Here is a 26504-nt window from a genome sequence, read left to right as displayed (position 1 = left end):
GGGAGGGGTGCGGTATCCAGGCTTTTGGTCCTGGATACCGCACCCCTCCCTTCTTTATATGTCTGCGCTCGCTCGGAGATCACCGGCGTGCTCCGCGCTGGGTCCCGGCGTCTTGTCGGTGCCCGGTGAGCTGTAGAATCAGCGGTGGTGGGCCCGGCCCTGTCTCGCAACCCGATCGAACGGGCTGCGCAGGGGGAGGTACGACGTCCCGGGATTTTCGGAGCGGCTGACTGTGATGGTGAAATCCGGCGCGGTGCTTTCATGCCCGGCCGGCGGCGCTCCTCGTCCGCGTGGCTCGCCCTGCTGCCGTCCCCGGCTCGTGGGCCGGAGCGCTGCGCTACGTCTGGTGGACGCCTGCCGAGTTCGGTGAATGGGTCCGTCTACCCTGGTAAGGTCTTGTCTTTTTCTGCTTCAGGAGGTTCGGTGTCCGGTTCCGATGATAGGCGCGGCGACCCACGCCGCGGGGCCGGTGCCGGCCGAGGCGGCCAGGGCGGCCCGCGTCGCAACGACAGCCGCCGCGACGACCGCCGGGACGACCGCGGCGGTCGCGAGGGCGGCCGGTTCAAGGACAACCGGGGGCGCGACGACCGGGCCGGGCGGCCGGACAACCGGGGGCAGGACAAGCGCCGGGATGACCGCGGTCGCGATGACCGGGGTGGCCCTCGCGGCGATAACCGGGACCGCAACTTCCGCCGCGACGACCGCGGTGGTGATCGCGGAGGCAACTTCCGCCGCGACGACCGGCGCGGTGGTGGCCGCGACGATCGCGGCGACCGCCGCGACGACCGCGGTGGTGGCGGTCGCGACGATCGCGGTGGCAACTTCCNGTGGTGGCGGTCGCGACGATCGCGGTGGCAACTTCCGCCGGGACAATCGCGATGACCGTCGCAATGACAATCGCGGTCGCGATGATCGCGGTGGGAATTTCCGGAATCGGGATGATCGTCCGCCGCGTGATCGGGATGACCGTCGGGACAATCGGCGGGATGATCGCGGTGGCAACGCTGGCCGGGATGACCGGCGTGGTGGCGGTCGCGACGATCGCGGTGGCAACGCTGGCCGGGATGACCGGCGTGGTGGCGGTCGCGACGATCGTGGCGGCAACTTCCGCCGGGACAATCGCGATGACCGTCGCAATGACAATCGCGGTCGCGACGATCGGCGCGATGACCGCGGTGGTGGCCGTCGCGACGACCGGGGCGGGAACTTCCGCAAGGACAACCGCGACGACCGTCGCCGGGACGATCGCCCGCCGCGCGACCGCGATGACCGCCGGGACAACCGGCGGGACGATAGCGGTGGCAACGCGGGTCGCAACGATCGGCGCAACGACAAGCGCGACGACCGACGTGGCGGCAAGCGCGACTTCAACAACGACGCCGACCGCAGGCCGAAGGACGCTCCGCGCAAGGAAGAGGCCGAGAAGAAGCCTGCCGAGCCGGAGCTGCCGGAGGGCGCCGAGCCGTCCGAGCTCGACCCGGAGATCCGCCGCGAGCTGCTCGCCCTGCCCAAGGGCAGTGCGGACGTGGTGGCCAAGCACCTGGTCGCGTCCGGGCAACTGCTCGACTCCGAGCCGGAGAAGGCCCTCGAACACGCGCGCTTCGCCCGGCAGAAGGCGTCGCGGATCGCCTCGGTCCGGGAAGCCAACGGGCTGACCGCCTACTTGGCGGGCGAGTGGAACGAGGCGCTGTCCGAGCTGCGCGCCGCGCGGCGCATCGGTGGCGGCCCCGGCCACTTGGCGATCATGGCCGACTGCGAGCGCGCGCTGGGACGCCCGGAGCGCGCCGTGGACGTGGTCCGCAGCGATGAGGCCCGGCAGCTGGAGAAGGACGACGAGATCGAGCTGCGCATCGTCGCGGCAGGTGCTCGCCGCGACCTGGGCGAGGTCGAAGCCTCGGTGGTGAGCTTGCAGACTCCGGAGCTCGACCCGAAGCGCCAGGACCCGTGGAGCGCGCGGCTGTTCTACGCCTACGCCGACAACCTGTTGGCAGCGGGCCGGGAGCGGGACGCCTTCACCTGGTTCGTGCACGCGGCGCACGCCGATGACGACGAGGAAACGGATGCTCCGGACCGGCTCGAGCAGCTGGCGGTGCAGCTGGGCGGCCCGGAGGTCGTCGAGGAGCTCGTCAGCGAGGCCGAAGCGGCCGCCGGCATCGACGAGGACGACGAGGACGAAGAGGACGACGAGGACGAAGACCTATCCGGCGAGGGCGACCTCGACGAGGAAGACCTCGACGAGGACGAGGACGACCTCGACGAAGACCTCGCCGAAGCGAACACCGGCACCGACACCGAAACCGGCGTCGACGGTTCCGACGAGCCGGGAGCCGAGGACGCGGCCGAAGGGGGCGGGCAGAGGTAGTGAGCGCGACGTTGCGCGACGGCCACGATGCCGTGCTGCTGGATCTCGACGGCACGGTCTACCGCGGTGGTGAAGCCGCTCCCGGCGCCCTCGAGGCGATCGGGGAGCTGCACCGCCGGGGCGTGGCGGTCCGCTACGTCACGAACAACGCCTCCAAGCCCGCGCGGGCAGTGGTCGATCACCTCGCCGGATTCGGCTTGGACGCCGAGGTCGGCGAGGTGAGCACCAGTGCTCAGGCGGGCGCCGCGGTGCTCGCCGACAAGCTCGCCGAGAAGTCGCGGGTGCTCGTCGTCGGCGCGCCCGCGCTGGAGTCCGAAGTGGAGCGCGTCGGCCTGACGCCGGTGCGGGAATTCGCCGATGAGCCGGTGGCCGTCGTGCAGGGCCTGTTCGCCGAGCTGACCTACCGCGATTTCGCGGAGGCCTGCCTGGCCGTCCGCGCCGGTGCGCTGTGGGTCGCCTGCAACGCTGATCGCACGCTGCCCACCGAGCGCGGGCTCCTCCCCGGCAACGGTGCGCTGGTCGAGCTGCTGCGCGCGGCCACCGATCAGGACCCGCTGGTGGCGGGCAAGCCGGAGCGTCCGCTACTGGACCGCGCGGTCGCTTCGGCCGGTGCCGGTGCTCCGCTGATGGTCGGCGATCGTCTCGACACCGACATCGCGGGCGCGGTCAAGGCGGGGATGCCCTCGTTGATGGTGCTCACCGGGGTGAGCACCCCGCGCGACCTGGTTGAAGCCGTCCCGGAAGAGCGACCCACGCACGTCGCCGCCGATCTTCGCGGCCTGCACGAGCTCGGCGACGACCTCGCCATCGCCGAGCAGTCGACCTGGTCGGTGCGGGCCGACGGTGCTGCGCTGGAGCTGTCCGGGCACGGCGACGAACTCGCCGCCTTGCGCGCGCTGTGCGCGGCGAGATGGGCGGCGGGAGCCGGCCCGGTCGCGCTGCGCGCCGCCGATGATCGTGCGCGGGCGACGCTGCGGTCGTTGGAATTGGACTGACCGGGCAGGATCGGCCCGCTCCTGTTCGGCTAGCGTTGGATCAGCACATGATCGAGGGGAGCTACCCGCCATGACCTCTCCGGAGCCGCAGGCACCCAATCCGGGCATGCTGGCGCGCCAGGCCGACGACGGCCAGTCCGCGATCGACGCGATCGAGGCGGCGGTCGCCGACCTCGGCCAGGTGGGCGAACTGCCCGTCACCGAACACGTGCAGCGCTTCGAAGCGGTGCACACCGCGCTCACCGAGGCCTTGTCGAAGGCCGACCAGCTGCAGTCCACGAACACCAACCGGAGTTGAACAAGTGCCACGCAGGGCACGGCTGGATGCCGAACTGGTGCGCCGCGGTCTGGCGCGGTCCAGGGATCACGCGAGCGAACTGGTCGCTTCGGGCCGGGTGAAGGTCAAGGGCATGGTGGCCCGCAAGTCCGCCACCGCCGTGGAGACCGATGCCCCTGTGCTGGTCACCGAGGACGTCGACGACCCGGGCTGGGCCTCGCGCGGCGCGCACAAGCTGCTCGGCGCGCTGGAGGCCTTCGAACCGGAGGGCCTGTCGGTCGCGGGCAAGCGCTGCCTGGACGCGGGCGCGTCCACCGGCGGTTTCACCGACGTGCTGCTGCGCCGCGAGGCCAGCGAGGTCGTGGCGGTCGATGTCGGCTACGGCCAGCTGGTCTGGAAGTTGCAGACCGACGAGCGCGTGCTGATCCGCGACCGCACCAACGTGCGCGCGCTGACCCCGGAGGACGTCGGAGGGCCGGTCGACCTGGTGGTCGGCGACCTGTCGTTCATCTCGCTGAAGCTGGTGCTGCCCGCGCTGGTGGCGTGCACCGGCGACTCCGCCGATCTGGTACCGATGATCAAACCGCAGTTCGAGGTGGGCAAGAAGCGGCTAGGCTCGGGTGGCGTGGTGCGAGACGCGGCGTTGCGGACCGATGCGGTGCTCGAGGTCGTGGCTTTCGCCGCCGAGCACGGTCTGGGCCTGCGCTCGGTGGTGGCCAGTCCGCTGCCCGGACCGTCCGGCAACGTCGAGTACTTCGCGTGGCTGCGGCCCGATGCCGATACCGACCCCGAACGGGCCCGGGAACTGGTCACCGCCGCGGTGGAGCGAGGTCCGCAGAGTTCGACGAAGCATTGATCCCGGGGCACCGGGGCAAGGGGAGTGGGAGTTGACTCGACGGGTGCTGTTGGTGGTGCACACCGGCAGGCAGCACAACATGCGGACCGCCGAGAAGGTCGCGGGCCAGCTGCTCGCGGCGGGCCTGCTGGTGCGGGTCCTGTCCGAAGAGGTCCCGGAGCTGAGCAACGACTGCTACTACAGCGAGGTCGTCGAATCCGGCCCGGACGCCGCTGTGGGCACCGAGCTGGTGCTGGTGCTCGGCGGCGACGGCACCTTGCTGCGCGCCGCCGAGCTCGCGCGGCCTGCCGGGGTGCCGGTGTTCGGCGTGAACCTCGGGCGGGTCGGTTTCCTGGCGGGCGCCGACTCGGATGCGCTCGACGAAGCGCTGGAAGCGGTGGTGGAGCGCCGCTACCACGTCGATGAGCGGATGACCATCGAGGTCACCGCCAAGCTCGACGGCGAGGTGCTCGCCCGCACCTGGGCGCTCAACGAGGCCAGCGTGGAGAAGAGCAGCCGGGAACGGATCCTGGACGCCGTGGTGGAGGTCGACGAGCACCCGCTCTCGGCCTTCGGCTGCGACGGCGTGCTGGTGTCGACTCCGACCGGTTCCACCGCCTACGCGTTCTCCGCCGGTGGCCCGGTGGTGTGGCCGCAGGTCCAGGCGCTGCTGGTGGTTCCGAGCAACGCCCACGCGCTGTTCTCCCGGCCGTTCGTCGTGGACAAGGACTCGGTGGTCGCCCTGGAGGTCGATCAGCACGGTCACCACGCGGTCGTGACCTGCGACGGCCAACGTCATATCGATCTTCCTCCGGGCGCTCGGGTCGAGATCGTCGCGGGCGAGAAGCCGGTTCGGCTCGTCCGCCTGCACGACACCCCGTTCACCGATCGGCTGGTTCGCAAGTTCGAACTGCCCGTCCAGGGCTGGCGAGGGCCGGTGAAGGACTGACCGGCGCGGGCAACGGGCGGAGAACGATGCGGTGGTGATCGCCGCAGTGGGGGTGGATCGGGCGTCTCGGGTCGATAGGGTGCAGGTTGTGTTGGCGGAGATGCGTATCCAGGGACTGGGCGTCATCGACGACGCCACGCTCGCACTGCACTCGGGTCTGACGGTGGTCACCGGTGAGACGGGCGCGGGCAAGACGATGGTGGTCACCGGACTGCACCTGCTCGGTGGCGGTCGGGCGGACGCGTCTCGGGTCCGCAGCGGTGCGCAGCGCGCGGTCGTCGAGGGCCGGTTTCAGACCACGCCCGATTCCGCTGCGGTCAAGGTGGCCTCCGATGCCGGGGCCGAACCCGATGACGACGGCGGCTTGATCGCGCTGCGGACGGTCAACGCCGACGGGCGTTCCCGCGCGCACCTCGGCGGTCGTTCGGTGCCCAACGCGGTGCTGGCCGAACTGTCCGAGCAGGTGCTCGCGGTGCACGGGCAGAACGATCAGCTGCGGTTGGTGCGGCCAGGAGAGCAGCGCTCGGTGCTGGATCGCTTCGCGGGCGATCCGGTGCTGCGGGTGCTGGCCGATTACCAGCGGGTGCGCGCCGAATGGGCCGAGGCGGTCCGCGAGCTCACCGAACGCACCGAGCGCTCCCGCGAGCTGGCTCGCGAGGCGGACATGCTGCGGCACGGGCTCTCCGAGATCGAGGCGGTCAACCCGGAGGCGGGCGAGGACGCCGCGCTGGTCGAGGAGGCGCGCAGGCTGGCCGACGCGGACGAGCTCCGCGAGGTCGCGAGCGGGGCGCAGCACGCGCTCTCCGGCTCGGCGGACGGCGATTCGGACGCGCCGGGTGCGATCGGCCTGGTCGGCGAGGTTCGCCGCCGCCTGTCCTCCTCCGAGGATCCCGTGCTGCGCGATCTCGAACCGCGGGTGGCCGAGGCCGCGGCCGTGCTGGCCGACGTCGGCGGCGAACTCGGGAGCTACCTCGACAAGCTCGACGCGGACCCGGCGCGCCTGGAGCAGGTGCTGGCCCGCCAGGCCGAGCTCAAGCAGCTCACCAAGAAGTACGCGGCCGACGTGGACGGCGTGCTCGCCTGGGCCGAGGACGCCCGCGCCAAGCTGTCCAAGATGGACACCTCGGAGGAGGCGCTGGCCGAGCTGGCCGCTCGCCGGGACGAGCTGGCCCAGCAGGTCGCGGAGTACGCCGAGCAGCTCAGCGCCGCTCGTGCCGAGGCCGCTGGCCGTCTGGCCGAGGCGGTCTCCGAGGAGCTGTCCGGGTTGGCGATGGCGCAGGCGCAGCTGCAGGTCGTCGTGCAGCCCAAGGAGGCCGACCCCTCCGACGCCGCTGCGCTGTCGGTCGGCGGGAAGACGGTGCACGCGGGCCCGGACGGCATCGACGAGGTCGAGCTGCAGCTGATCGCGCACTCCGGGGCTCCCGCGCTGCCCATCCACAAGGGCGCCTCCGGCGGTGAGCTCTCCCGCGTGATGCTGGCGCTGGAGGTCGTGCTGGCCGACGCGGACACCGTGCCCACGCTGGTCTTCGACGAGGTCGACGCCGGTGTCGGTGGACGTGCCGCGATCGAGATCGGCAGGCGGCTGGCCAGGCTGGCGCGCACCCACCAGGTCGTGGTCGTCACGCACCTGCCGCAGGTGGCCGCCTTCGCCGATCAGCACCTGGTGGTCGACAAGGGGCAGGACAGCGGCACGACCCGCAGCGATGTGCGCCTGGTCGCCGAGGAGCAGCGGGTCGTCGAACTCGCCCGGATGCTCGCCGGGATGGATTCCACCGAGACCGGTCGCGCGCACGCCGAGGAGCTCCTGGAGACCGCGAACACCTACAAGCTCACCCAGCAGAAGTTCGGGCGTCGCGGCAAGAAGGGCACGTCCTAGGTGTACTGCTGCGGGACTGCTTCGCGCGGCGGTGCGCGTCGAGACCCGCGCTCGAAGCAGCGGTTCCGTCGCATTCCGGAACAGGTCTCGGAGCTGATCCGGGAGCGCTCCCGGACGGGCGTTGGGCCGGACGGATCAGTTCCCGTTGCGGTATCCGCCGGAGCTGTCACGGCGTGGCGGAGCAACAACCGGTGATCGGTTTGTCACCATCGGCGCATGAAAATCAGCGGTCTGCTGACTCGCCAGCAGGAGGACCTGCCCGGACTCGCCGGGGTGGCCCGGGTGGAGCGGCGCTCGGGCGATCTGCCGCGCCGCGTCCGCACCGGTGACATCGCGGTCATCGATCACGCCGATCTCGATCGCCGTTCCGCCGAAGCGCTGCTGTCGGCCGGGGTCACCGGGGTGGTCAACGCGGCGCCGTCGATCTCCGGGCGTTACCCGAACCTCGGTCCCGAGGTGCTCATCGCCGCGGGCATCACGCTCATCGACGGCGTCGGGCCCGAGGTGCTGCACCAGGTCAAGGACGGCGGCAAGATCCGGCTGCACGAGGGCGGGATCTTCGTCGGGGACAAGGAGATCGCGCGCGGTGTCGAGCAGGACGCCGATTCGATCGCCGATCAGCTCATCGAGGCCAAGGCCGGCATGTCCACGCAGCTCGAGGCGTTCTCGGCCAACACCATCGAGTTCCTGCGCACCGAGCGGACGCTGATCCTCGACGGCGTCGGCGTGCCCGAGCTGTCCGGTTCGCTGGAGGGGCGGCAGGTGCTGGTGGTGGCTCCGGGCTACGAGCACACCGACGACCTGCGCAACCTCAAGCGCTACATCCGCGAGTACCGGCCGGTGCTGGTCGGGGTCGAGGGCGGTGCCGAGAGCCTGCGCAAGGCCGGCTACCAGCCCGACGTCATCGTCGGCGACCCGGAGACCATGGGCACCGACACGCTCAAGTGCGGCGCCGAACTGGTCATCCCCGCGCACCTGGACGGGCACGCGCCCGGCCTGGAGCGCATCCAGGACCTGGGCGTGGGCGCGGTGACCTTCCCGGCCTCGGGCAATCCCGAGGACCTCGCGCTGCTGCTCGCCGACGCGCACAAGGCCGATCTGGTGGTCACGGTCGGTTTCCAGGCCACGCTCAGCGAGTTCCTCGACCGCGGGCGCTCCGGTTCCATCCCGTCGACGTTCCTGACCCGGCTGCGATTGGGCAGCAAGGTCATCGACGGGCGCGCGGTGGCGACGCTGCAGCGCAGCCGGACACCGATGTCGGCCGTGGTGCTGCTGGTGCTCGCGGTGCTGCTGGTCGTCGGCGTCGCGCTGGTCATCTCCGGACTCGGCAGCGCTCTGCTGGACATGATCGTCGAGGCCTCCGGTGGAGCCGGGACCTACTTCAAGGGGCTGTTGCCGTGATCTCCGTGCGCTATCACATCGTCTCGATCGCCTCGGTCTTCCTGGCGCTGGCCGTCGGGGTGGTGCTGGGTTCCAGCTCGCTGTCCGGGCGCCTGCTGGAGGGCGTCGGCGACCAGAAGGAGCAGCTGCAGCAGCGGGTCGACCGGCTCAGCGACCAGCGCGACGACCTGCGGGCGCAGGTCGCCACCTCCGACCGCTTCGACCGCTCGATCGCCCCGATGGCGGTCAGCGGCCAGCTGGACGGGCGCAGCGTGGTGCTGATCAGCTCCGCCGACGTTCCCGACGCAGAGCGGGACGCGGTCGCCCAGCTGCTGCGCGACTCGGGTGCGGACATGACCGGGCAGGTGCACCTGGGAGAAGCGCTGTCCGACCCGGAGCGCGCCTCGTCGCTCGAGGGCGTGCTCCCGCAGCTGCTGCCCGCCGGTGTGCAGTTGCCCACCGCGGCCGATCCGGGAACCCAGGCCGGCGGCCTCATCGGGCCGCTGAGCCTGCTCAAGCCCGATGGTCAGCCGCAGGTCGGCGAGGAGGCTCGCGCGGCGGCCTTCGCGGGTCTGTCCGACGGCGGTTTCGCCGCGGCATCGCCGGGCCTGCGCCCCGCGCAGCTGGCGGTGGTGCTCACCGGCGGTCGCCAGGACGGCGAGAACGCGGGCGACAAGGCCGCGATCCTGGCCCGCTTCGCCAGGCAGATCGACGCCGCGGGGCAGGGCGCCGTGCTGGCCGGGACCAGCGGTTCCGCCGCTGGCACCGGCGCTGTCGGCGTGGCTCGTGCGGACCCGGCCATCACCTCGAGCCTGTCCACCGTCGACAACGCCGACACCGGAGCCGGGCGAGTGGCTGTCGTGCTGGCCGCGCGCGAGCAGGCGGACCGGAAGGCCGGGCAGTACGGTGTTGCGAGCTCGGCGCAAGGTCCGGTCCCGGACACGCGCGGCTGAGCACGGCGCGCCCGCCGCGGTGCCGAGCGGGTGTGCGCGGAGTGGCCGGTATTGACCTGTCGGTAGCCACTGGACGGCGGTTGACCCTGCCGGTCCGGAGGTTCTCGTTTCGGGTGGGTCTCGGTGCGGGGCCCGGTGGTCGTGCGTTAGGCTGGAATTCCGTGGGAGCGACGGATCCAGCCGTCCTGCCAGCGCAGAGATTCCAGCCAGGCGACGGCTTGACCACGGGGAGCTTTTGTTGGTGCCGCAAGCACGCACGATTAAGCACGTTTTCGTAACGGGGGGCGTGGCCTCTTCGTTGGGGAAGGGGCTCACGGCTTCGAGCCTGGGCGAACTGCTCACCTCCCGCGGGCTGCGGGTGACCATGCAGAAGCTCGATCCCTACCTCAACGTGGATCCGGGCACGATGAACCCGTTCCAGCACGGCGAGGTGTTCGTCACCGAGGACGGTGCCGAGACCGACCTGGACATCGGTCACTACGAGCGCTTCCTCGATCGGGCTCTGACCAAGAACGCCAACGTCACCACGGGCCAGGTCTACTCCGCGGTGATCGCCAAGGAGCGCCGCGGCGAGTACCTGGGTGACACGGTGCAGGTCATCCCGCACATCACCGATCAGATCAAGGCCCGCATCCGGGCGATGTCCGAACCGGACGAGGACGGCCGCACGCCGGACGTGGTGATCACCGAGGTCGGCGGCACGGTCGGCGACATCGAGTCGCTGCCGTTCCTGGAGGCCTGCCGCCAGGTCCGCCACGACGTCGGCCGGGACAACTGCTTCTTCCTGCACGTCTCGCTGGTGCCCTTCCTGGCGCCCTCGGGCGAGCAGAAGACCAAGCCGACCCAGCACTCGGTGGCCGCGCTGCGCAACATCGGCATCCAGCCCGACGCGCTGGTCTGCCGCGCCGACCGCGACCTGCCCGAGGACACCAAGCGCAAGATCGGCCTGATGTGCGACGTCGACACCGAGGGCGTGGTGGCCTGCCCGGACGCGCCGTCGATCTACGACATCCCGAAGGTGTTGCACGCCGAGGGCCTGGACGCCTACCTGGTGCGTCGCCTCGGGTTGCCGTTCCGCGACGTCGACTGGTCGGTGTGGGGCGATCTGCTCGACCGGGTGCACAACCCCTCCGAGAAGGTCCGCATCGCGCTGGTCGGCAAGTACGTCGACCTGCCGGACGCCTACCTGTCGGTCACCGAGGCGCTGCGCGCGGGCGGGTTCGCCCACCGCGCCAAGGTGGAGATCTCCTGGGTCGGTTCGGACACCTGCGAGACCGAGGCGGGCGCCGCGCAGGCGCTGTCGGGCATGGACGGCGTGCTGATCCCGGGCGGCTTCGGCGTGCGCGGCATCGAGGGCAAGCTCGGTGCGATCCGCTACGCCCGCGTCAACGGCATCCCGCTGCTGGGGCTGTGCCTGGGCCTGCAGTGCATGGTCATCGAGACGGCGCGCTCGCTGGCCGGTCTGGATCGGGCCAACTCGACCGAGTTCGAGGAGCCCTGCCAGCACCCGGTGATCAGCACGATGGCCGACCAGCACGACGTGCTCTCCGGGGACCGCGACATGGGCGGCACCATGCGGCTGGGGTCGTACCCGGCGAAGCTGGGCGAGGACACCATCGTGGCCGAGGCCTACGGCAGCTCCGAGATCGCCGAGCGGCACCGGCACCGCTACGAGGTCAACAACGCCTACCGGGAGCAGCTGAGCAAGGCCGGTCTGGTCTTCTCCGGCACCTCCCCGGACGACCGCTTGGTCGAGTTCGTGGAGCTGGCGCGCGAGGTGCACCCGTTCTTCGTGGGCACCCAGGCGCACCCGGAGCTCAAGAGCCGCCCGACCCGCCCGCACCCGCTTTTCGCGGCGTTCGTCAAGGCCGCGGTGGACTACCAGGCGGCCGAGCGCCTGCCGGTCGAGCTGGAGAGCTTCACCGAGCCGGCCAACGCCTGAGCGGTCGATCCGCTGCACGAACGGGCTCCCTCGCGGCGAGGGAGCCCGTTCGTGCTCTTCCGCCGGTCGGGACGTTGTTTCTCACCACACCGAGTCGCCGGAGGCTCCGCCGATCTAGGGTGGAGGCGTGGACACGACGGGTAGCGGGGTCGCGAGAACCGACGGAGAGCACGAATTCACCACGCTGGCCAGCGACGACGTCTACGTCGGCCGGATCCTGGCGTTGCGGGCCGACGATGTCGGCATGCCCGGTGGCGGCCGCGCGCGCCGGGAGGTCGTCGAGCACTTCGGTGCGGTGGCCGTCGTCGCGCTCGACGAGCACGACCGGGTCGTGCTGATCCACCAGTACCGCTACCCGCTGGGCCGCCGGTTGTGGGAGCTGCCCGCCGGGCTGCTCGACGTCTCCGGGGAGGAGCCCGTGCGCACCGCGCAGCGGGAGCTGGCCGAGGAGACCGGCTGCTCGGCCTCGGAGTGGTCGGTGCTGGTCGACGTGGCCACCTCGCCCGGGTTCACCGACGAGTGCGTGCGCGTCTTCCTTGCCACCGGTCTCTCCGAGGTGCTGCGCCCGGATGCGGTCGGCGATGAGGAGGCCGACCTGGTGATCAACCGTCTGCCGCTGGCCGAGGCCGTGCGACTGGCGCTTTCCGGCGAGATCGTCAACGGTCCCGCGGTGGCCGGGCTGCTGGCCGCGCAGGCCGTGCGCGACGGCGTCGCGGATACGCGCCCGCCGGACGCGCCCTGGACCGACCGGCCGACCCGGTTCGGGGCCCGGTGAAGGGCTTCGAGGAGCTGCCGCCGCGATTGCGCACGGCCGTCGGGGAATACCTCGACCACCTCGCGGTCGAGCGCGGAACCGCGCGCAGCACCCTGGATTCCTACTCCCGCGACCTGCGTCGTTACGTGGAATTCCTCGCCGCGCAGGGGATTTCCGGGCTCGACGAGGTGCGCACCGGCCACCTGGCGGAGTTCCTGACCCGGATGCGCGAGGGGGTCGAGGGACGCCCGCCGATGGCGCCGTCCTCGGCCGCGCGCGCACTGGTCGCCGCGCGGGGCTTGCACCGGTTCGCGCACGCCGAGGGACAGCTTCCGGTCGACGTCGCCCGCGAGGTCGCGCCGCCGAGCCCGCCGAAGCGGTTGCCCAAGGCGCTGTCCGTGCACGACGTCGGCAAACTGCTGGAGCACGCCGGCGGCGACGACCCGCGCGGACTGCGCAGCCGCGCGCTGCTGGAAGTGCTGTACTCCACGGGCGCGCGCATTTCCGAGGCCGTCGGCCTGGATCTCGACGACATCGACAGCGCCGACCGCACCGTGCTGCTCGACGGCAAGGGTGGCAAGCAGCGTCTCGTGCCGATCGGGCGTCCGGCGCTGGAGGCGCTGCACGCCTACCTGGTGCGCGCCCGGCCGGGTCTGCTCGCTCGCGGGCGCGGGAGCGCGGCGGTCTTCCTCAACTCCCGCGGCACCCGGCTTTCCCGGCAGAGCGCCTGGAACGCGCTGAAAACCGCGGCCGAGCGCGCGGGGATCGAGTCGTCGGTCTCGCCGCACGTGCTGCGGCATTCCTTCGCCACCCACCTCATGGAAGGCGGTGCCGACGTTCGCGTCGTCCAGGAGCTGCTCGGCCATGCCTCGGTGACCACCACGCAGGTGTACACGCTGGTCACCGTCAACACCTTGCGGGAGGTCTACGCCACGGCGCACCCGCGCGCGCACCTTTCGGGGTGATGTTGCACGCGAGATCGCGACTTCCGCATGCGGGCACGGCGAACAACGGGTAGAGCTTGATCACAAGAGGATCACGTGATCCTCGCACGCAAATTCCGACACCACGGCGAGGCACGTTGCCGCAGGTCGTTAATGCCACTTAGGCTGCGATCGATCGCCACCGGTACCTAAGGAGTCAGATCGCCATGTCGATGCCGCAACCCTCCGCCGCAGGGCGGCCCCGGGGCGCGGTCGACCTGAGCATCGCCCCCGAGACGACGGGCCGGGAGAGCGACGAGCACGCGCACTCCCGCAGCCTCGGTCCGACCGGCAGGCCGCGTCGGCACATCCCGGAACCGCCCCTGCTGGACCAGCACGGACCGGCTTCGGTGCTGGCGATGTGCAATCAGAAGGGCGGCGTAGGGAAGACCACGTCGACGATCAACCTCGGGGCCGCGCTGGCGGAGTACGGGCGCCGCGTGCTGTTGGTGGATTTCGACCCGCAGGGCGCGCTTTCGGTCGGCTTGGGCGTTCAGCCGCACCAGCTCGACCAGACCATCTACAACGTGATCATGGAGCGGTCGGTGAGCATGTCCGACGTGGTGCGCCGCACCACGGTCGAGGGCATGGACCTGCTGCCCAGCAACATCGACCTGTCCGCCGCCGAGGTGCAGCTCGTCGCCGAGGTCGGCCGGGAGCAGACGCTGCAGCGCGTCCTGTTCCAGGCGATGAAGGAGTACGACTACATCCTCGTCGACTGCCAGCCCTCGCTGGGTCTGCTCACGGTCAACGCGCTGGCCGCCTCGGACGGCGTGATCATCCCGCTGGAGTGCGAGTTCTTCAGCCTGCGCGGGGTGGCCCTGCTGATCGACACCATCGAGAAGGTCCGCGAGCGGCTCAATCCCAAGCTGGAGATCAGCGGGATCCTGGCGACCATGTTCGATCCGCGCACGCTGCACTCCCGCGAGGTGATGCAGCGCGTCGTGGAGGCATTCGGCGACATCGTGTTCGACTCGGTGATCAACCGGACGGTCCGCTTCCCCGAGACCACCGTGGCAGGTGAACCGATCACCAGGTGGTCCCCGCGTTCGGCCGGTGCGCAGGCATACCGGGAGCTCGCCCGCGAGGTGATCGCTCGATGACCCGACGGGTCGCCCTGCCCGGAGCAGCCGAATTGTTCCGTACTACTGTTCCTCGGACGGATCAGCACGCCGAATCGCGACCGGAACCCCCGGCCGAGCAGCCCGCCGCGGACGAGCGGGCGATTGCCAAGCGGTCGGGTTCCGGACGGCGCAAGCACGATTCGAAGATCACCGTGTACGTGGCGGACGAGGAGTTGCTGAGGTTGGAGCAGGCCCGGCTGGCGCTGCGCGCGGAGCACGGCATCGCCGTGGACCGCGGGCGCGTGGTGCGCGAGGCGGTGGCGGTGCTGCTCGCCGACTTCGAGGAGCAAGGCGCGGACTCGGTTCTGGTCAGGCGCCTGCGGGAGTCCGGCGAGTGACCGATGCTCCCACCCCTGACGCCGACATCACTCCGCCGGAGACCGCCGACCCGGAGACGGCGTCGTCAAGCGATTCCGATGGCGGCTCCGAGGGCGGCGACAGCAAGTTCACCGTCCGGCTGGAGAACTTCGAGGGCCCGTTCGACCTGCTGCTGCAGCTGATCTCGCAGCACGAGCTCGACGTGACCGAGGTGGCGCTGCACAAGGTCACCGATGAGTTCATCGCCTACACCCGTGCGCTCGAGCAGACCGACCTGGACGAGACGACCGAGTTCCTGGTCGTCGCCGCGACGCTGCTCGACCTCAAGGCCGCGCGGTTGCTCCCGGCCGCCGAGGTGGAGGACGAGTCCGACCTCGCGCTGCTGGAGGCTCGCGACCTGCTGTTCGCGCGACTGCTGCAGTACCGCGCCTACAAGCAGGTCGCGGCGCTGTTCGGCGAGCTGGAGGCGGGAGCGCTGCGCCGCTACCCGCGTTCGGTGTCGGTGGATGAGCGCTTCGAGAACCTGCTGCCGGAAGTGGTGATCGGCGTCGATCCGGGGAAGTTCGCCGAGGTCGCCGCGTCGGTCTTCCGGCCGAAGCCACCGCCGGAGGTGTCCCTCGACCACCTCCACCAGCACGGTGTCTCGGTGCGCGAGCACGCCGCGCTGCTGCGGGTGCGGCTGGCCGAGAAGGGCAGCATGACGTTCACCGAGATGGTGGCCGACTGCGGGCACACCATCGAGGTCGTCGCCCGGTTCCTGGCGCTGCTGGACCTGTACCGGGAGCAGGTGGTGCAGTTCGAGCAGGACGGCCCGCTGGGAGAGCTGCAGGTGCAGTGGGCGGGCGGCAGCCTCGAAGAGGCCCGCGCCGAGGCCGAGGCGCAGCGTGTCAGCCAGGACGAGGAGGAGTACGGGTGAGCGAGCCGGAAGGCCGGGCGGCGCAGTCCCAGGCGGTTGAGCCGGACGCCGCGGACGCGGTGCGAGACACCGCCGAGGCGCGGGGGCCGGCCGAGAGCGCGCCCGGGGCAACGGCGTCCGAGACGGACGAGGACCAGGCCGCGGAGGTCTCCGCGGACTCGCCGATCGCAGCCGCGGAGGCGCACCGGGCCGCTGCCGACGGCGGTCCGGAGTCGGTTTCCGGACCGGATGCCGCTCCTGCCGGGGCCGAGTCGGACGTCACCGATGACGCCGAGCCGGACGACGCCGACGACGCCGACGACGCCGCCGACTCGGCGGCCGAGACCTCCGGTGCGCCGGACCTCACCTCCGATGACGCCCTCGACGCCGCGCTGGAGGCGCTGCTGCTCGTCGTGGACATCCCGGCGGGCGAGGAGCTGCTGGCGAGCACCCTCCAGCAGCCCGTGGCGCGGGTGCGCACCGCGTTGCACCGGCTGTCCGCCTCCTACGCGGAGCACGAGCGCGGCCTGGACCTGCGCAGGATCGGCGACGGCTGGCGCTTCTACACCCGCGAGAAGTACGCGGCCTACGTCGAGCGCTACCTCCTCGACGGGCAGCGCACGAAGCTGACCCGCGCCGCGCTGGAGACGCTCGCGGTCATCGCCTACCGGCAGCCGGTCACCCGCGCCAAGGTGTCAGCGGTACGGGGTGTGAACGTTGACGGCGTTGTCCGTACCCTGGTAGGGCGCGGCCTGATTGAAGAGGTCGGCACCGACCCGGAGACGGGCGGCACCCTCTACTGCACGACCGAGCTGTTCCTGGAACGGCTGGGGCTTTCGTCGCTGAAGGACTTGCCGCCGCTCGCACCCCTGTTGCCCGAAGTGGATTCGATCGATGACGTCTGAACGCCCTGCCCCGTACAAAGCCGCGAACCAGGAAGGGGAGCGCCTTCAGAAGGTGCTGTCCCGCGCCGGCGTCGCGTCGCGGCGTGCGGCCGAGGAGATGATTCTCGAAGGCCGCGTCGAGGTCAACGGCGAGCACGTCCTGGAGCTCGGCACCCGCGTGGACCCGGAGACCGCGGTCATCCACGTCGACGGCTCGCGGGTGATGGTCAACAACAACCTGACGCACCTCCTGCTGAACAAGCCGACCGGCATCCTGTGCACCATGTCCGACGACAAGGGCCGGCCGTGCATCGGTGACTACCTGCGCGAGCGCCAGGGCAAGCTGTTCCACGTCGGACGGCTGGACCAGGACACCGAGGGCCTGTTGCTGATCACCAACGACGGCGAGCTGGCCAACCGGCTGACCCACCCCTCCTACGAGGTTCGCAAGACCTACATGGCCGAGGTCGTCGGCCCGATCCCGAAGGACCTGGGCAAGCGGTTGCGCGACGGCGTCGAGCTGGACGACGGCCTGGCCAAGGTGGACAGCTTCAAGCTGGTCGACACCAACCAGAACAAGGCCCTGGTGCAGCTCGTGCTGCACGAGGGGCGCAAGCACATCGTGCGCCGCCTGCTCAAGCACGTCGGCCACCCGGTCGAGCGCCTGGTCCGCACCCGCATCGGCGACATCCAGCTGACCTCGGAGCGGCCGGGTGCCATCAGGCCCCTCAACCGGCAAGAGGTCGGCTCCCTCTACAAGATCGTCGGCATGTGACGTCAGCGGGCGACAGTTTTGCCTAAAACTGCAAGGACATTCGGGCGCTGAGGCCGCACAGTTTTAGGCAAAACTGTCACGCCGCTCTCGCGCGGTGCTGGGATTGGTCAAGCGGTCTTGGTGCGGGGTTTGCCGGGGAGCAGTTTGCGGGCGAGCGGTTCCACCACTCGGGCGGCCATCGGGCCCAGGATCGCCATCAGCAGGACGTAGGCCGTGGCCAGGGCGGCCAGTTCGTCCTGGACCGCGCCCGAGGTGACCGCCAGGCCTGCGATGACGATGGAGAACTCGCCGCGTGCCACCAGGGCCGCGCCCGCGCGCAACCTGCCCATCCGGGCCACGCCCTGCATGCGGGCGGCGATCCAGCCGGTGAGCATCTTCGTCGCGCTGGTCACCACGGCCAGGGCCAGGGCCACCGCGAGCACCGGCGGGATCTGGCGGGGATCGGTGTTGAGGCCGAAGACCACGAAGAACAGCGCTGCGAACAGGTCGCGCAGCGGCTCCAGCATCCGGGTCGCGTTCTGGGCGGTGGATCCCGAGATCGCGATGCCCAGCAGGAACGCCCCGACAGCGGCCGAGACCTGCAGCTGCGAGGCGAGGCCGGCGACCAGCAGCGCGGCTCCCAGCAGCCGCAGCAGGAACACCTCGGGATCCGGGCTGTCCACGACGGCCGAGACGTACTTGCCGAAGCGCAGCGCGATCACCAGCACCACCGTGATCGCCACCAGCGCGACGCCCACCGCGGTGAGCCCGCCGACGAAGCTCACGCCAGCGAGCACCGCGGTGAGGATCGGCAGGTAGATCGCCATCGCCAGGTCCTCGAAAACCAGCACGGACAGGATCACCGGAGTCTCCCGGTTGCCGAGCCTGCCCAGGTCGCCGAGCACCTTGGCGACGATGCCCGAGGACGAGATGTAGGTGATGCCGGCCATCGCCAGCGCCCCGATCGGACCCCAGCCCAGCAGCAGTGCCACGAGCGCGCCGGGGAGTCCGTTGAGCACGAGGTCGATCAGGCCGGCCACCCAGGAACGGCGCAGCCCGGTGACCAGCTCGCCCGCGGAGTACTCCAGCCCCAGCAGGAGCAGCAGCAGGACGACGCCGATCTCGGAGGCGAGTTGGGTGAACGCCTCGATCCCGTGCAGCGGGATCAACCCGCCGTCGCCGAACGCGAGGCCGCCCAGCAGGTACAGCGGGATCGGGGAGATGCCGATCCTCCAGGCCAACCTCCCGAGGATGCCGAGACCGAAGAAGACCGCTCCCAGCTCGATCAGGGAGATAGCCGTGTCGTGCACCGTCGTGGTTCCTCTCGAGTTCTGCCGCGCACCGCGCGGCCCCGGACCACCGCGCGCGGTATCGGCGCGCGAACAGGTCGGGGCCGGACCGGAACGAGTGCGGAGGCCGGAGTCGGTGGCGCCCGACCGCGGCGGCCTTCAGGCGCGTTGGCTCAGCCGTGGGTGAGGATTTCCTCGGCGCCGTGCAGCCCGTCGGCGGTGCCGACCACGACGACCAGGTCACCGGCGGCGAACCGAAAGTCGGGACGCGGCGACGGGTGGACCGTGCCCTCGCGCACCACCGCGACGATCGACGCCGAGGTGCGGGTGCGCATCTCGGTGTCGCCGAGCTCGCGCCCCACGAACGGCGTGCCCGCCGCGACCGGCAGCTGCCAGGTGCTCACGCCGACCACCTCGCTCTGCTGCTCGGTGAGCGCCGAGACCAGCTGCGGAGCGCCCAGCAGGCCCGCCAGCGTGCTGGTCTCGGCGCTGTCCAGCTCCACCGAGGCGGCACACTTGTCCGGGTCCTCGTGGTCGGAGACGATGAGCTCGAACCGGCCGTCCCGGTAGGTGATCACGCCCACGCGGTGGCCGGATCCTGTCGTGAAGTCTTGGCGGGTGCCCAGCCCCGGCAGCGGAGTCACGTTTACGTCCACATCCGCAGCTTAGGCGTCCCCGCTGTCGATTTCGATCGCCCTGGGCGAGGGCGGGTCGTCCGGTTCGTGCCATCGCTGGTCGCGCGGCCCTGGCGAGGTGAGCCCCGCAACCGGACGCGATTGGGATGCGCGCGTGGCGACCGGGCAGAATGGAGGGCTGATCCGGCGCGTGCCGGTGAGGTCTTCGGGAGCGGGAGGAACGGCGACGTGGCGCAGGCCAGGCTTCGTGGGGTGGTGGCCCTCGACGGTCCATCGGGTACCGGCAAATCGACGGTGTCCCGGCGGTTGGCCGCCGAGCTCGGTGCGGCCTACCTGGATACCGGTGCGATGTATCGCGCGGTGACCCTGGCGGTGCTGCGCGCCGAGGTGGACACCGGCGATCCGGCCGAGGTGACGAGGGTGGCGCGCGCCGCGCGGCTGACCATGGGCACCGACCCGCTCGCGCCCGCGGTGCTGCTCGACGACGAGGGCGTCGAGCAGCAGATCCGCGGCCCGGAGGTCACCGGTGCGGTCTCGGCGGTCTCGGCCGTCGCCGAGGTGCGCGAGCTGCTGGTCGCCACGCAGCGCGAGCTGATCGCCGGTGCGCTGGAGGAACCGGGCGGCGTGGTCGTCGAGGGACGTGACATCGGCACCGTGGTGGCTCCCGAAGCCGGTCTGAAGGTCTATCTGACGGCCTCCAGCGACGCTCGGGCGTTGCGCCGCACGAAGCAGGACAGCTCGGAGGGCCGGGACGGCGATCTCGGCAGCACCCACGCGGACGTGGTGCGTCGCGACGCCCTGGACTCCGGGCGCAAGGTCGCTCCGCTGCGCCGCGCCGACGACGCGATGGAGCTCGACACCACCGAGCTGGACGTGGCCGGGGTGGTCGAACAGCTGAACAAGCTGGTGGAGAGCCGCGATCTGCTGGGGGAAGGGCGATGAGCGGGACCCTGCCCGAGGGCGGATGGCACTGGTTGCACTTCATCGGGCGGCTGATCTCCCGGTTCATCGTGCGGTTGCCGTTCCGCGTCAAGGTGCACGGCAAGGACCGGATCCCGCGCACGGGTCCGCTGGTGCTGGTGGCCAACCACAGCGCGATGCTCGACGGGCCGCTGCTGATCGGCATGCTGCCGCGCGCGTCGGTGTTCCTGATCAAGCAGGAGATGTTCCGGGGCCCGCTCGGCTGGTTCCTGCGCCGCATCGGCCAGATCGGCGTGCGGCGGGGCGAGCCGGATCGGCAGCCGTTGCTTACCGCCGTGCGATTGCTCAAGAACGGCGGCGTGGTCGGCGTGTTTCCCGAGGGCACGCGCGGTTCCGGGGAGCTCGACAACGTGCAGAACGGTGCGGCGTGGCTGGCGCGCACCTCCGGCGCCCGGGTCCTGCCGGTGGCCGTGCGGGGCAGTCGGCGTCCCGATGACGGGAGCCGTAGGCTGTTACGCAGGATCGACGTGTTGTTCGGGGAGCCGATCACCCCGCCCAGCGGCAAGGGCCGCGCGGGGCTGACCGAGGCCACCGAGACCGTGCGCAACGAGCTGGTTGAGCTGATCGCCGAGCTGGATGGGCTGGTCGCCGACCGCAACCAAGACGATGTGAGAGGTAACGAAGCGTGACCGACGAGTCGCTGGAAGGTCTGGACGGCACGTGGTCCGACGAGTCCGAGTGGGATGAAGTCGACCAGGGCGTGCTGCTGGATGATGAGGAAGCGCCGCGCCCGCAGCCGGTGCTGGCCGTGGTCGGCCGCCCGAACGTGGGCAAGTCAACGCTGGTCAACCGGCTGCTGGGGCGCCGCGAGGCCGTGGTGCAGGACCAGCCGGGCGTGACCAGGGACCGGGTGTCCTACGACGCCTTGTGGAACGGCCGCCGCTTCACGGTGGTCGACACCGGTGGGTGGGAGCCCGACGCCAAGGGCCTGCAGGCCTCGGTGGCCTCGCAGGCCGAGATGGCCATGCGAACCGCGGACGCGGTGCTGCTGGTCGTGGACGGCAAGGTCGGCGCCACCGGTACCGAGGAGGCCGTGGCCCGCGTGCTGCGCCGTTCGAAGTGCCCGGTGCTGCTGGTCGCCAACAAGGTCGACGACCAGCGGGGCGCGGGCGACATCCACGACCTCTGGTCGCTGGGCCTGGGCGAGCCGATGCCGATGTCCGGCCTGCACGGCCGCGGCTCCGGTGACGTGCTGGACCGCGTCCTGGAAGCGCTGCCGGAGACCCCGCGGGACAGCTTCGGCGCCTCCAGCGGTCCGCGCAAGGTCGCGCTGGTCGGCAAGCCCAACGTGGGCAAGTCCAGCCTGCTCAACCAGCTCACCGGCGAGGATCGCTCGGTGGTCCACGACGTCGCCGGCACCACGGTCGACCCGGTCGACTCGCTGGTCGAGCTCGACAACCAGGTGTGGCGCTTCGTCGACACGGCAGGCATGCGCAAGCGGGTCAACACCGCCAGCGGCACCGAGTACTACGCGTGGCTGCGCACCAAGGCCGCCATCGAGGCCGCCGAGGTCGCGATCGTGCTCATCGACGGTTCCGAGCCGATCACCGAGCAGGACTTGCGCGTGATCACCATGGTCGTCGAGGCGGGCCGGGCGCTGGTCATCGCCTACAACAAGTGGGATCTGGTCGACGACGACCGCCGGCGCCAGCTGGAGAAGGAGATCGACCGCGATCTGATCCGGGTGCGCTGGGCGGAGCGGGTCAACGTCTCGGCGCGCACCGGACGTTCGGTGGCCAAGCTGGCGCCGACGCTGCGCACCGCGCTGGAGTCCTGGGACACGCGGGTGCCCACCGGTCGTCTCAACGGATGGCTCAACGAGCTCGTCGCGGCCTACCCGCCGCCCGCGCGCGGCGGTCGCCAGCCGAAGATCAAGTTCGCCACCCAGGCGCAGAGCAGGCCGCCGACGCTCGTGCTGTTCACCACCGGATTCCTGGAAGCCGGGTACCGCCGGTTCCTGGAGCGCAAGTTCCGCGAGACCTTCGGCTTCACCGGTAGCCCGGTGCGGATCTCGGTGCGGGTGCGCGAGCGCAACGACAAGAGCAAGGGCAAGGGCAAGGGCCGCCGCTGAGCAGTTGATCTCCCTGCGCACGGGCGGTGCGTGCACCGCTTCCGGCGCGCCCGGTTAGTCTGCGGACCGGTGCTCGAACGCGGGGAGGTGAGGCGAGGTGCTGCCGACCGACGAGGCGCGCCCGGTCCGCGTCGTGCTCGCCGACGACGAGGCGATGCTGCGCCGCGGCCTGCGGGTCCTGCTGGAGGAGGACGGGACGATCCAGGTCGTCGCCGAGGCCTGCGACGGCGGTGAGCTGATGACCGTGGTGCGCGAGCACCAGCCGGACGTGGCGCTGGTGGACGTGCAGATGCCCGGCATCGACGGGCTGACCGCGCTGCGCGACCTGCTCACCAAGCCCGGCGCACCGGCCACGGCGGTGCTGACCACCTTCGACCTGGACGCCTACGTCTCCGATGCGCTGCAGTTCGGCGCGAACGGGTTCCTGCTCAAGGACGCCGAGCCGGAGTCCCTCGTCCGCGCGGTGCACGACCTCGCGGCCGGTGGGGCGGTGCTGGATCCGCGGATCACGGCCCGGCTGCTGCCGCGGTTGCGCACCGCAGGCGGCAGCGAGCGCGAGGCGCAGCTGGTGCGCGGGCTCTCCGGCCGGGAGGGCCAGGTGCTGCGGCTGCTGGCCGACGGCCGGTCCAACGCCGACATCGGTGCTCGCCTGGGGCTGACCGAGGCGACGGTGAAGAGCTACGTCTCCACCGTGCTGACCAAGCTGGGCGCGGAGAACCGGGTGCAGGCCGCGCTCATCGCCCAGCGGGTCTCCGGATCGGGGCAGCGATGATCGGCACGCAGTGGCGGCGCGCGGGGCTGGAGGTGCTGGCGGTCGGGTTGCCGATCGCCGCGGTGCTCGCCGCTCCGGATCCAGTCGGCTACGGCGCGATCTCCGGGATCTGCGCCGCGCTGCTGCTGCCGTTGCGGCACCGGTGGCCGCGGTCGTGCGTGCTGCTGTGCCTGCCCGCGATGGCCGGTGGGCTGGGCTGGGCCGCCATGCTGGTGGCGATGTTCCGGCTCGCGCGCGAACGTCCGCACCTGCGCGAGCTGGCCGTGTGGGTGCTGCTGATCTGCGCGGTGGCGGTCGCACCGGTGATGTGGAACCAGTCGCTGATGCTCGGGGAGTGGGCCCTGACCTTCGGCTTCGTGCTGCTCGCCGCGGGTGCCCCGGCGGCGCTGGGCACCTTGGTGGCGCTGCGCGAGCGGCTCGCCGAGAACATGGCGAACCTGGCCGCGGCCACCGAGGTCGCCTTGCAGGCCAAGGCCGAGACCGCGCGAGCGGAGGAACGCGCCCGCATCGCGCGCGAGATCCACGACGCGGTCGGTCACCACGTGACGCTGATCGCCGTCGAGTCCGCCGCGCTGAAGGCCAGCAGCCGGGACGAGGAGGTGCGGCAGGCCGCTGAGCGGGTGCGCGGGTTGTCCCGGCAGGCGCTCGGCGAGATGCGCTCGACGCTCGGGCTGGGAACCGAGCAGGCCGAGGCGAGCAGCATCGAGGACCTCGTCGCGCGGGCGCGGGCCTCCGGGCTCGACGTCGAGCTCTCCGGCGAGCTGGCCGCCGACGAGGTCTCGGGCGCGGTCGAACGCGCCGCCTATCGCGTGGTCCAGGAGGCGCTGACCAACGCGGCGAAGCACGCGCCGGGCGCCGGGGTCCGGGTTCGCCTGACCAGCCGGGCGGACGCGCTGCGCATCGTCGTCAGCAACGACGCGCCCGGCGAGGTGGCCGAACCCGTCGATTCCGGTGGCGCCGGCCTGGAGGGCCTGTCCGAGCGGGTCCGCACGGTGGGCGGACACCTCGATGCCGGGTACTCCGACGAGGGCGGCTTCGAACTCGTGGCCTCGCTGCCGCAGCGGTAGGTCTTCGCCACCGATTCGGCACGATCGCTCGCCGGGCCCCGGTGGTGGTCGGCCGGGGCCCGGCGAGCGCTCAGCCCAGCGATTTGCGCAGGAAGTCCACCTGCAGCAGCAGCAGGTTCTCGGTGGTGGTCTCGTCGGTGGGCATGTGGCTGACTCCCGGCAGCGGGAGCATCTGATGCGGTCGGCCCGCCGCGGTCAGCGCGGCCGACAGCCGCAGCGCGTGGGCGAGCACGACGTTGTCGTCCACCGTCCCGTGCACGATCAGCATCGGACGTTCGAGCTTGGCCGCGTCGCCGAGCAGCGAGTTCGCCTCGTAGACCTCGGGCGAGGAGTTCGGGTCGCCGAGGTAGCGCTCGGTGTAGTGCGTGTCGTAGAGCCGCCAGTCCACGACACCGGCGCCGACGACGGCCGCGTGGAAGACGTCCGGACGCCGCAGCACGGCCAGTCCCGCCAGGTATCCGCCGAACGACCAACCCCGGATGGCGACCCGGTCGAGATCCAGCTCCGGGTGCTCGGCGGCGGCCGCGTGCAGCGCGTCGACCTGGTCCTGCAGCGGTGCTCCGGCCAGATCCCCGGAGATCTCGCGGTCCCAGTCGGGACCTCGCCCGGCCGTGCCGCGGCCGTCGGTGACCAGCACCGCGAATCCCTGGTCGGCGAACCACTGGGAGGTCAGGTAGCCCTGCTGGCGGGCGAACACCCGCTGGGCGTGCGGACCGCCGTAGGGATCCAGCAGCACCGGCAGCTTGCCGTCCCCGGGCCGGTACCAGCTGGGCAGCAGCAGGGCGCTGCGGAGGTTACGGGAACCCAGCCGCAGCAGCCGCACGTCGAGGTCGAGCTCGTGCTCGGCCGCGTGGTTGGTGATCTCGGCGATGCGCTCGCCGGCTTCGGAGACCACGACGTCGGTGCGCGGTTTCTCCAGCGTCGCGGAGGCCACCACCAGCGTCTCGCCGCCGCGGGTGCCCACGTGCACCCCGGAGCCGCTGGTCAGCCTCTCGGGGCCGGATTCGCTCACCCGGTAGAGGTGCACCTCGGCCGGGTCCTCCTCGGAGGCGGTGATGAGGATGTCCTCGCCGATGTCGACGATGCCGCGCACCTGCAGCGGTGCCCGGGTCCACGGCTCGCCGCCCACGACGAGCCGGTAGGCGCCCTCGGCGGCTTCGACGCGCACCAGCTCGCCGCCCGGTGTCCAGGCGGGCCAGCCGGCGAAGACGTCGATCCAGTGCTCGTCGGTGTCGCGGTGAACCTCGGTGGTCGCGCCGGTCGCGGGATCCAGCGCGAGCACCAGCTGGGTGCGCTGGTCGCGGGTCTGCACCGCCAGCAGCGGGCTGCCGTGCTGCGACCAGTGCGCGGTGACCAGGTACGGGTAGGTCGCGCGGTCCCACTCGACGTCGACCCGTTGGCCGTCGAGGCCGAGCACCGCCAGGCTGACCTCCGCGTTGGCGGTGCCCGCGGCGGGGTAGCGGGTGGCGGTCGGCTCGCGATCGGGCTGGTTCGGGTCGCCCAGGTACCAGTGATCCACCGGGCTCTCGTCGACCCGCGCGGCCAGCAGGCGCGATCCGTCCGGCGCCCACCAGTAGCCTCGCGAGCGCTGCATCTCCTCCGCCGCGATGAACTCGGCCGCGCCCCAGGTGATGGCGTCGCCGTCGGGCTCGGCGACGGCCCGGTCGCGGGACCCGTCCGCCTCGATCAGCCGCAGCGCGCCGTTGGCGAGGTAGGCGATGCGCTCGCCGTCCGGGTCCGGACGTGGATCGGCCACCGGCTGCTCGGCCGGGAGTTCGCGCGCTTCACCGGTCGCGGCGTCGAGGGCGAACAACCGCCCGGACAGCGAGAAGACCACGAGATCGCCGGCCCGGTCGGTGCTGTAGCCGGTGATGCCGGTCGCCCGCTCCCTGGCGCGCTCGCGGCGCGCCTGTTCGGCGGCGGTCACCTGGTCGTCGGCCTGCAGCTGCGCCGGGTCGGCCAGCAAGCGCTCCCGCCCGCTCGCGGTGTCCAGCGCCCACAGGGCCGTGGTGCGGTCGGTCCCGCTGGAGGACCGCAGGAACAGCACGCGCGCACCGCCGCCGGTGACGGTGAAGCTGCGCGGCGCCCCGAGGGTGAAGCCCTGCGTACGGGCGCTTCGGCGAGGAAACGATGCGGACGACATGCGAACCACCCTGCCATCACCGAACCGCTCGTGCGCCGCCAGGTCAAAACACGACAGGTGGTGCTCGTGTCCTCGCGGATGGTGATCGGGACCGCGCGGGTCGCCGGAACGGTCTACTGGAATTCGAGGTTCCGCCTGCGCACGGGGGTGTTTCCGGTTCGGGAGGTGGGGCCGGGTGCTCCGCTGTGGACAGTCCTATCGCACCTGCGGCGCTGCCGTTCTCGCGGGATCCCGGTGAGGCGCCGAGGGAATCGTCAAACCCGTT

The 26504-nt window shown here is 71.4% G+C and carries 24 protein-coding genes; 21 read left to right on the top strand and 3 right to left on the bottom strand.

The features are described 5' to 3' along the window. The first annotated feature begins 1525 nt into the window (after nucleotides 1–1525). From ABD289_RS11030 to ABD289_RS10955, 16 genes are all read left to right on the top strand, one after another. Entirely contained in the window at nucleotides 1526–2362 is an 837-nt protein-coding gene (locus ABD289_RS11030) for a tetratricopeptide repeat protein (RefSeq protein ID WP_344129697.1), read from the top strand. Next, the gene (locus ABD289_RS11025; protein ID WP_344129694.1) at nucleotides 2362–3357 is read left to right on the top strand and encodes an HAD-IIA family hydrolase; all 996 of its coding nucleotides are present in this window, start codon (nucleotides 2362–2364) and stop codon (nucleotides 3355–3357) included. Before ABD289_RS11030 ends, ABD289_RS11025 begins: the two co-directional genes overlap by 1 nt. Before the next feature lie 70 nt (nucleotides 3358–3427). After that, nucleotides 3428–3655, top strand: a complete 228-nt coding sequence (locus tag ABD289_RS11020; RefSeq protein WP_344129691.1) for a hypothetical protein — start codon at nucleotides 3428–3430, stop codon at nucleotides 3653–3655. A gap of 4 nt (nucleotides 3656–3659) precedes the next feature. Then, complete coding sequence (locus ABD289_RS11015; RefSeq protein ID WP_344129688.1) at nucleotides 3660–4490, top strand: TlyA family RNA methyltransferase; 831 nt, start codon at nucleotides 3660–3662, stop codon at nucleotides 4488–4490. 31 nt (nucleotides 4491–4521) lie between these two features. Then, nucleotides 4522–5418: an NAD kinase gene (locus ABD289_RS11010; RefSeq protein WP_344129684.1), complete on the top strand. Its 897-nt coding sequence runs from the start codon at nucleotides 4522–4524 to the stop codon at nucleotides 5416–5418. 100 nt (nucleotides 5419–5518) lie between these two features. Then, nucleotides 5519–7294 carry a DNA repair protein RecN gene (recN, locus tag ABD289_RS11005; RefSeq protein WP_344129709.1) on the top strand — a complete coding sequence of 592 codons (1776 nt, stop codon included), beginning with the start codon at nucleotides 5519–5521 and terminating at the stop codon, nucleotides 7292–7294. 216 nt (nucleotides 7295–7510) lie between these two features. Then, nucleotides 7511–8695 (top strand): putative cytokinetic ring protein SteA, encoded by a 1185-nt coding sequence (gene steA / locus ABD289_RS11000; protein WP_344129681.1) that lies wholly within the window; start codon nucleotides 7511–7513, stop codon nucleotides 8693–8695. Continuing rightward, entirely contained in the window at nucleotides 8692–9627 is a 936-nt protein-coding gene (locus tag ABD289_RS10995; protein WP_344129678.1) for a copper transporter, read from the top strand. Before steA ends, ABD289_RS10995 begins: the two co-directional genes overlap by 4 nt. A gap of 241 nt (nucleotides 9628–9868) precedes the next feature. Then, entirely contained in the window at nucleotides 9869–11569 is a 1701-nt protein-coding gene (pyrG, locus tag ABD289_RS10990; protein WP_425564648.1) for a CTP synthase, read from the top strand. 127 nt (nucleotides 11570–11696) lie between these two features. Further along, on the top strand, nucleotides 11697–12344 hold the full coding sequence (locus ABD289_RS10985; RefSeq protein ID WP_344129672.1) for an NUDIX domain-containing protein: 648 nt from the start codon (nucleotides 11697–11699) through the stop codon (nucleotides 12342–12344). Further along, complete coding sequence (gene xerD, locus ABD289_RS10980) at nucleotides 12341–13288, top strand: site-specific tyrosine recombinase XerD (RefSeq protein WP_344129669.1); 948 nt, start codon at nucleotides 12341–12343, stop codon at nucleotides 13286–13288. The genes ABD289_RS10985 and xerD overlap by 4 nt, the downstream gene beginning before the upstream one ends. Nucleotides 13289–13473: 185 nt before the next feature. After that, nucleotides 13474–14409 (top strand): ParA family protein, encoded by a 936-nt coding sequence (locus ABD289_RS10975; protein WP_344129666.1) that lies wholly within the window; start codon nucleotides 13474–13476, stop codon nucleotides 14407–14409. Next, nucleotides 14406–14768, top strand: a complete 363-nt coding sequence (locus tag ABD289_RS10970; protein WP_344129663.1) for a hypothetical protein — start codon at nucleotides 14406–14408, stop codon at nucleotides 14766–14768. Before ABD289_RS10975 ends, ABD289_RS10970 begins: the two co-directional genes overlap by 4 nt. Continuing rightward, nucleotides 14765–15664: a segregation and condensation protein A gene (locus ABD289_RS10965; RefSeq protein WP_344129660.1), complete on the top strand. Its 900-nt coding sequence runs from the start codon at nucleotides 14765–14767 to the stop codon at nucleotides 15662–15664. The genes ABD289_RS10970 and ABD289_RS10965 overlap by 4 nt, the downstream gene beginning before the upstream one ends. After that, nucleotides 15661–16548 carry an SMC-Scp complex subunit ScpB gene (scpB, locus tag ABD289_RS10960; protein ID WP_344129657.1) on the top strand — a complete coding sequence of 296 codons (888 nt, stop codon included), beginning with the start codon at nucleotides 15661–15663 and terminating at the stop codon, nucleotides 16546–16548. The genes ABD289_RS10965 and scpB overlap by 4 nt, the downstream gene beginning before the upstream one ends. After that, nucleotides 16538–17302, top strand: a complete 765-nt coding sequence (locus tag ABD289_RS10955; protein ID WP_344129654.1) for a pseudouridine synthase — start codon at nucleotides 16538–16540, stop codon at nucleotides 17300–17302. The genes scpB and ABD289_RS10955 overlap by 11 nt, the downstream gene beginning before the upstream one ends. Before the next feature lie 107 nt (nucleotides 17303–17409). Here the strand turns inward: ABD289_RS10955 and ABD289_RS10950 are convergent, their stop codons facing one another. Both ABD289_RS10950 and ABD289_RS10945 read right to left on the bottom strand, forming a co-directional pair. Further along, the gene (locus ABD289_RS10950; RefSeq protein WP_344129652.1) at nucleotides 17410–18591 is read right to left on the bottom strand and encodes a cation:proton antiporter; all 1182 of its coding nucleotides are present in this window, start codon (nucleotides 18589–18591) and stop codon (nucleotides 17410–17412) included. 152 nt (nucleotides 18592–18743) lie between these two features. After that, nucleotides 18744–19226 carry a cation:proton antiporter regulatory subunit gene (locus ABD289_RS10945; protein WP_344129649.1) on the bottom strand — a complete coding sequence of 161 codons (483 nt, stop codon included), beginning with the start codon at nucleotides 19224–19226 and terminating at the stop codon, nucleotides 18744–18746. A gap of 207 nt (nucleotides 19227–19433) precedes the next feature. Here ABD289_RS10945 and cmk point away from each other — a divergent pair, with 207 nt between their 5' ends. From cmk to ABD289_RS10920, 5 genes are all read left to right on the top strand, one after another. Further along, entirely contained in the window at nucleotides 19434–20147 is a 714-nt protein-coding gene (cmk, locus tag ABD289_RS10940) for a (d)CMP kinase (RefSeq protein ID WP_344129646.1), read from the top strand. Continuing rightward, nucleotides 20144–20815, top strand: coding sequence for a lysophospholipid acyltransferase family protein (locus ABD289_RS10935; protein ID WP_344129643.1), 672 nt, complete (start codon nucleotides 20144–20146; stop codon nucleotides 20813–20815). The genes cmk and ABD289_RS10935 overlap by 4 nt, the downstream gene beginning before the upstream one ends. Further along, the gene (gene der, locus ABD289_RS10930; protein WP_344129640.1) at nucleotides 20812–22257 is read left to right on the top strand and encodes a ribosome biogenesis GTPase Der; all 1446 of its coding nucleotides are present in this window, start codon (nucleotides 20812–20814) and stop codon (nucleotides 22255–22257) included. The genes ABD289_RS10935 and der overlap by 4 nt, the downstream gene beginning before the upstream one ends. A gap of 97 nt (nucleotides 22258–22354) precedes the next feature. Next, entirely contained in the window at nucleotides 22355–23029 is a 675-nt protein-coding gene (locus ABD289_RS10925; RefSeq protein WP_344129637.1) for a response regulator, read from the top strand. Then, nucleotides 23026–24096, top strand: coding sequence for a sensor histidine kinase (locus ABD289_RS10920; RefSeq protein ID WP_344129634.1), 1071 nt, complete (start codon nucleotides 23026–23028; stop codon nucleotides 24094–24096). Before ABD289_RS10925 ends, ABD289_RS10920 begins: the two co-directional genes overlap by 4 nt. A gap of 70 nt (nucleotides 24097–24166) precedes the next feature. Here the strand turns inward: ABD289_RS10920 and ABD289_RS10915 are convergent, their stop codons facing one another. Continuing rightward, nucleotides 24167–26239 carry a S9 family peptidase gene (locus ABD289_RS10915; RefSeq protein WP_344129631.1) on the bottom strand — a complete coding sequence of 691 codons (2073 nt, stop codon included), beginning with the start codon at nucleotides 26237–26239 and terminating at the stop codon, nucleotides 24167–24169. Nucleotides 26240–26504: the final 265 nt, after the last annotated feature.

Source organism: Saccharopolyspora halophila (assembly GCF_039531955.1).
GTDB lineage: Bacteria > Actinomycetota > Actinomycetes > Mycobacteriales > Pseudonocardiaceae > Saccharopolyspora > Saccharopolyspora halophila.
The sequence above is the reverse complement of the archived record's forward strand: the minus strand, read 5'-3'. Positions and strand labels throughout refer to the sequence as shown.

Bases quoted from the DNA above. Each gene is read 5' to 3' on its own strand.
- ABD289_RS11020 (WP_344129691.1), top strand. From the start codon at position 3,428: ATGACCTCTCCGGAGCCGCAGGCACCCAATCCGGGCATGCTGGCGCGC.
- recN (WP_344129709.1), top strand. From the start codon at position 5,519: ATGCGTATCCAGGGACTGGGCGTCATCGACGACGCCACGCTCGCACTG.
- steA (WP_344129681.1), top strand. From the start codon at position 7,511: ATGAAAATCAGCGGTCTGCTGACTCGCCAGCAGGAGGACCTGCCCGGA.
- ABD289_RS10975 (WP_344129666.1), top strand. From the start codon at position 13,474: ATGTCGATGCCGCAACCCTCCGCCGCAGGGCGGCCCCGGGGCGCGGTC.
- ABD289_RS10970 (WP_344129663.1), top strand. From the start codon at position 14,406: ATGACCCGACGGGTCGCCCTGCCCGGAGCAGCCGAATTGTTCCGTACT.
- ABD289_RS10955 (WP_344129654.1), top strand. From the start codon at position 16,538: ATGACGTCTGAACGCCCTGCCCCGTACAAAGCCGCGAACCAGGAAGGG.
- ABD289_RS10935 (WP_344129643.1), top strand. From the start codon at position 20,144: ATGAGCGGGACCCTGCCCGAGGGCGGATGGCACTGGTTGCACTTCATC.
- ABD289_RS10920 (WP_344129634.1), top strand. From the start codon at position 23,026: ATGATCGGCACGCAGTGGCGGCGCGCGGGGCTGGAGGTGCTGGCGGTC.
- ABD289_RS10915 (WP_344129631.1), bottom strand. From the start codon at position 26,239: ATGTCGTCCGCATCGTTTCCTCGCCGAAGCGCCCGTACGCAGGGCTTC.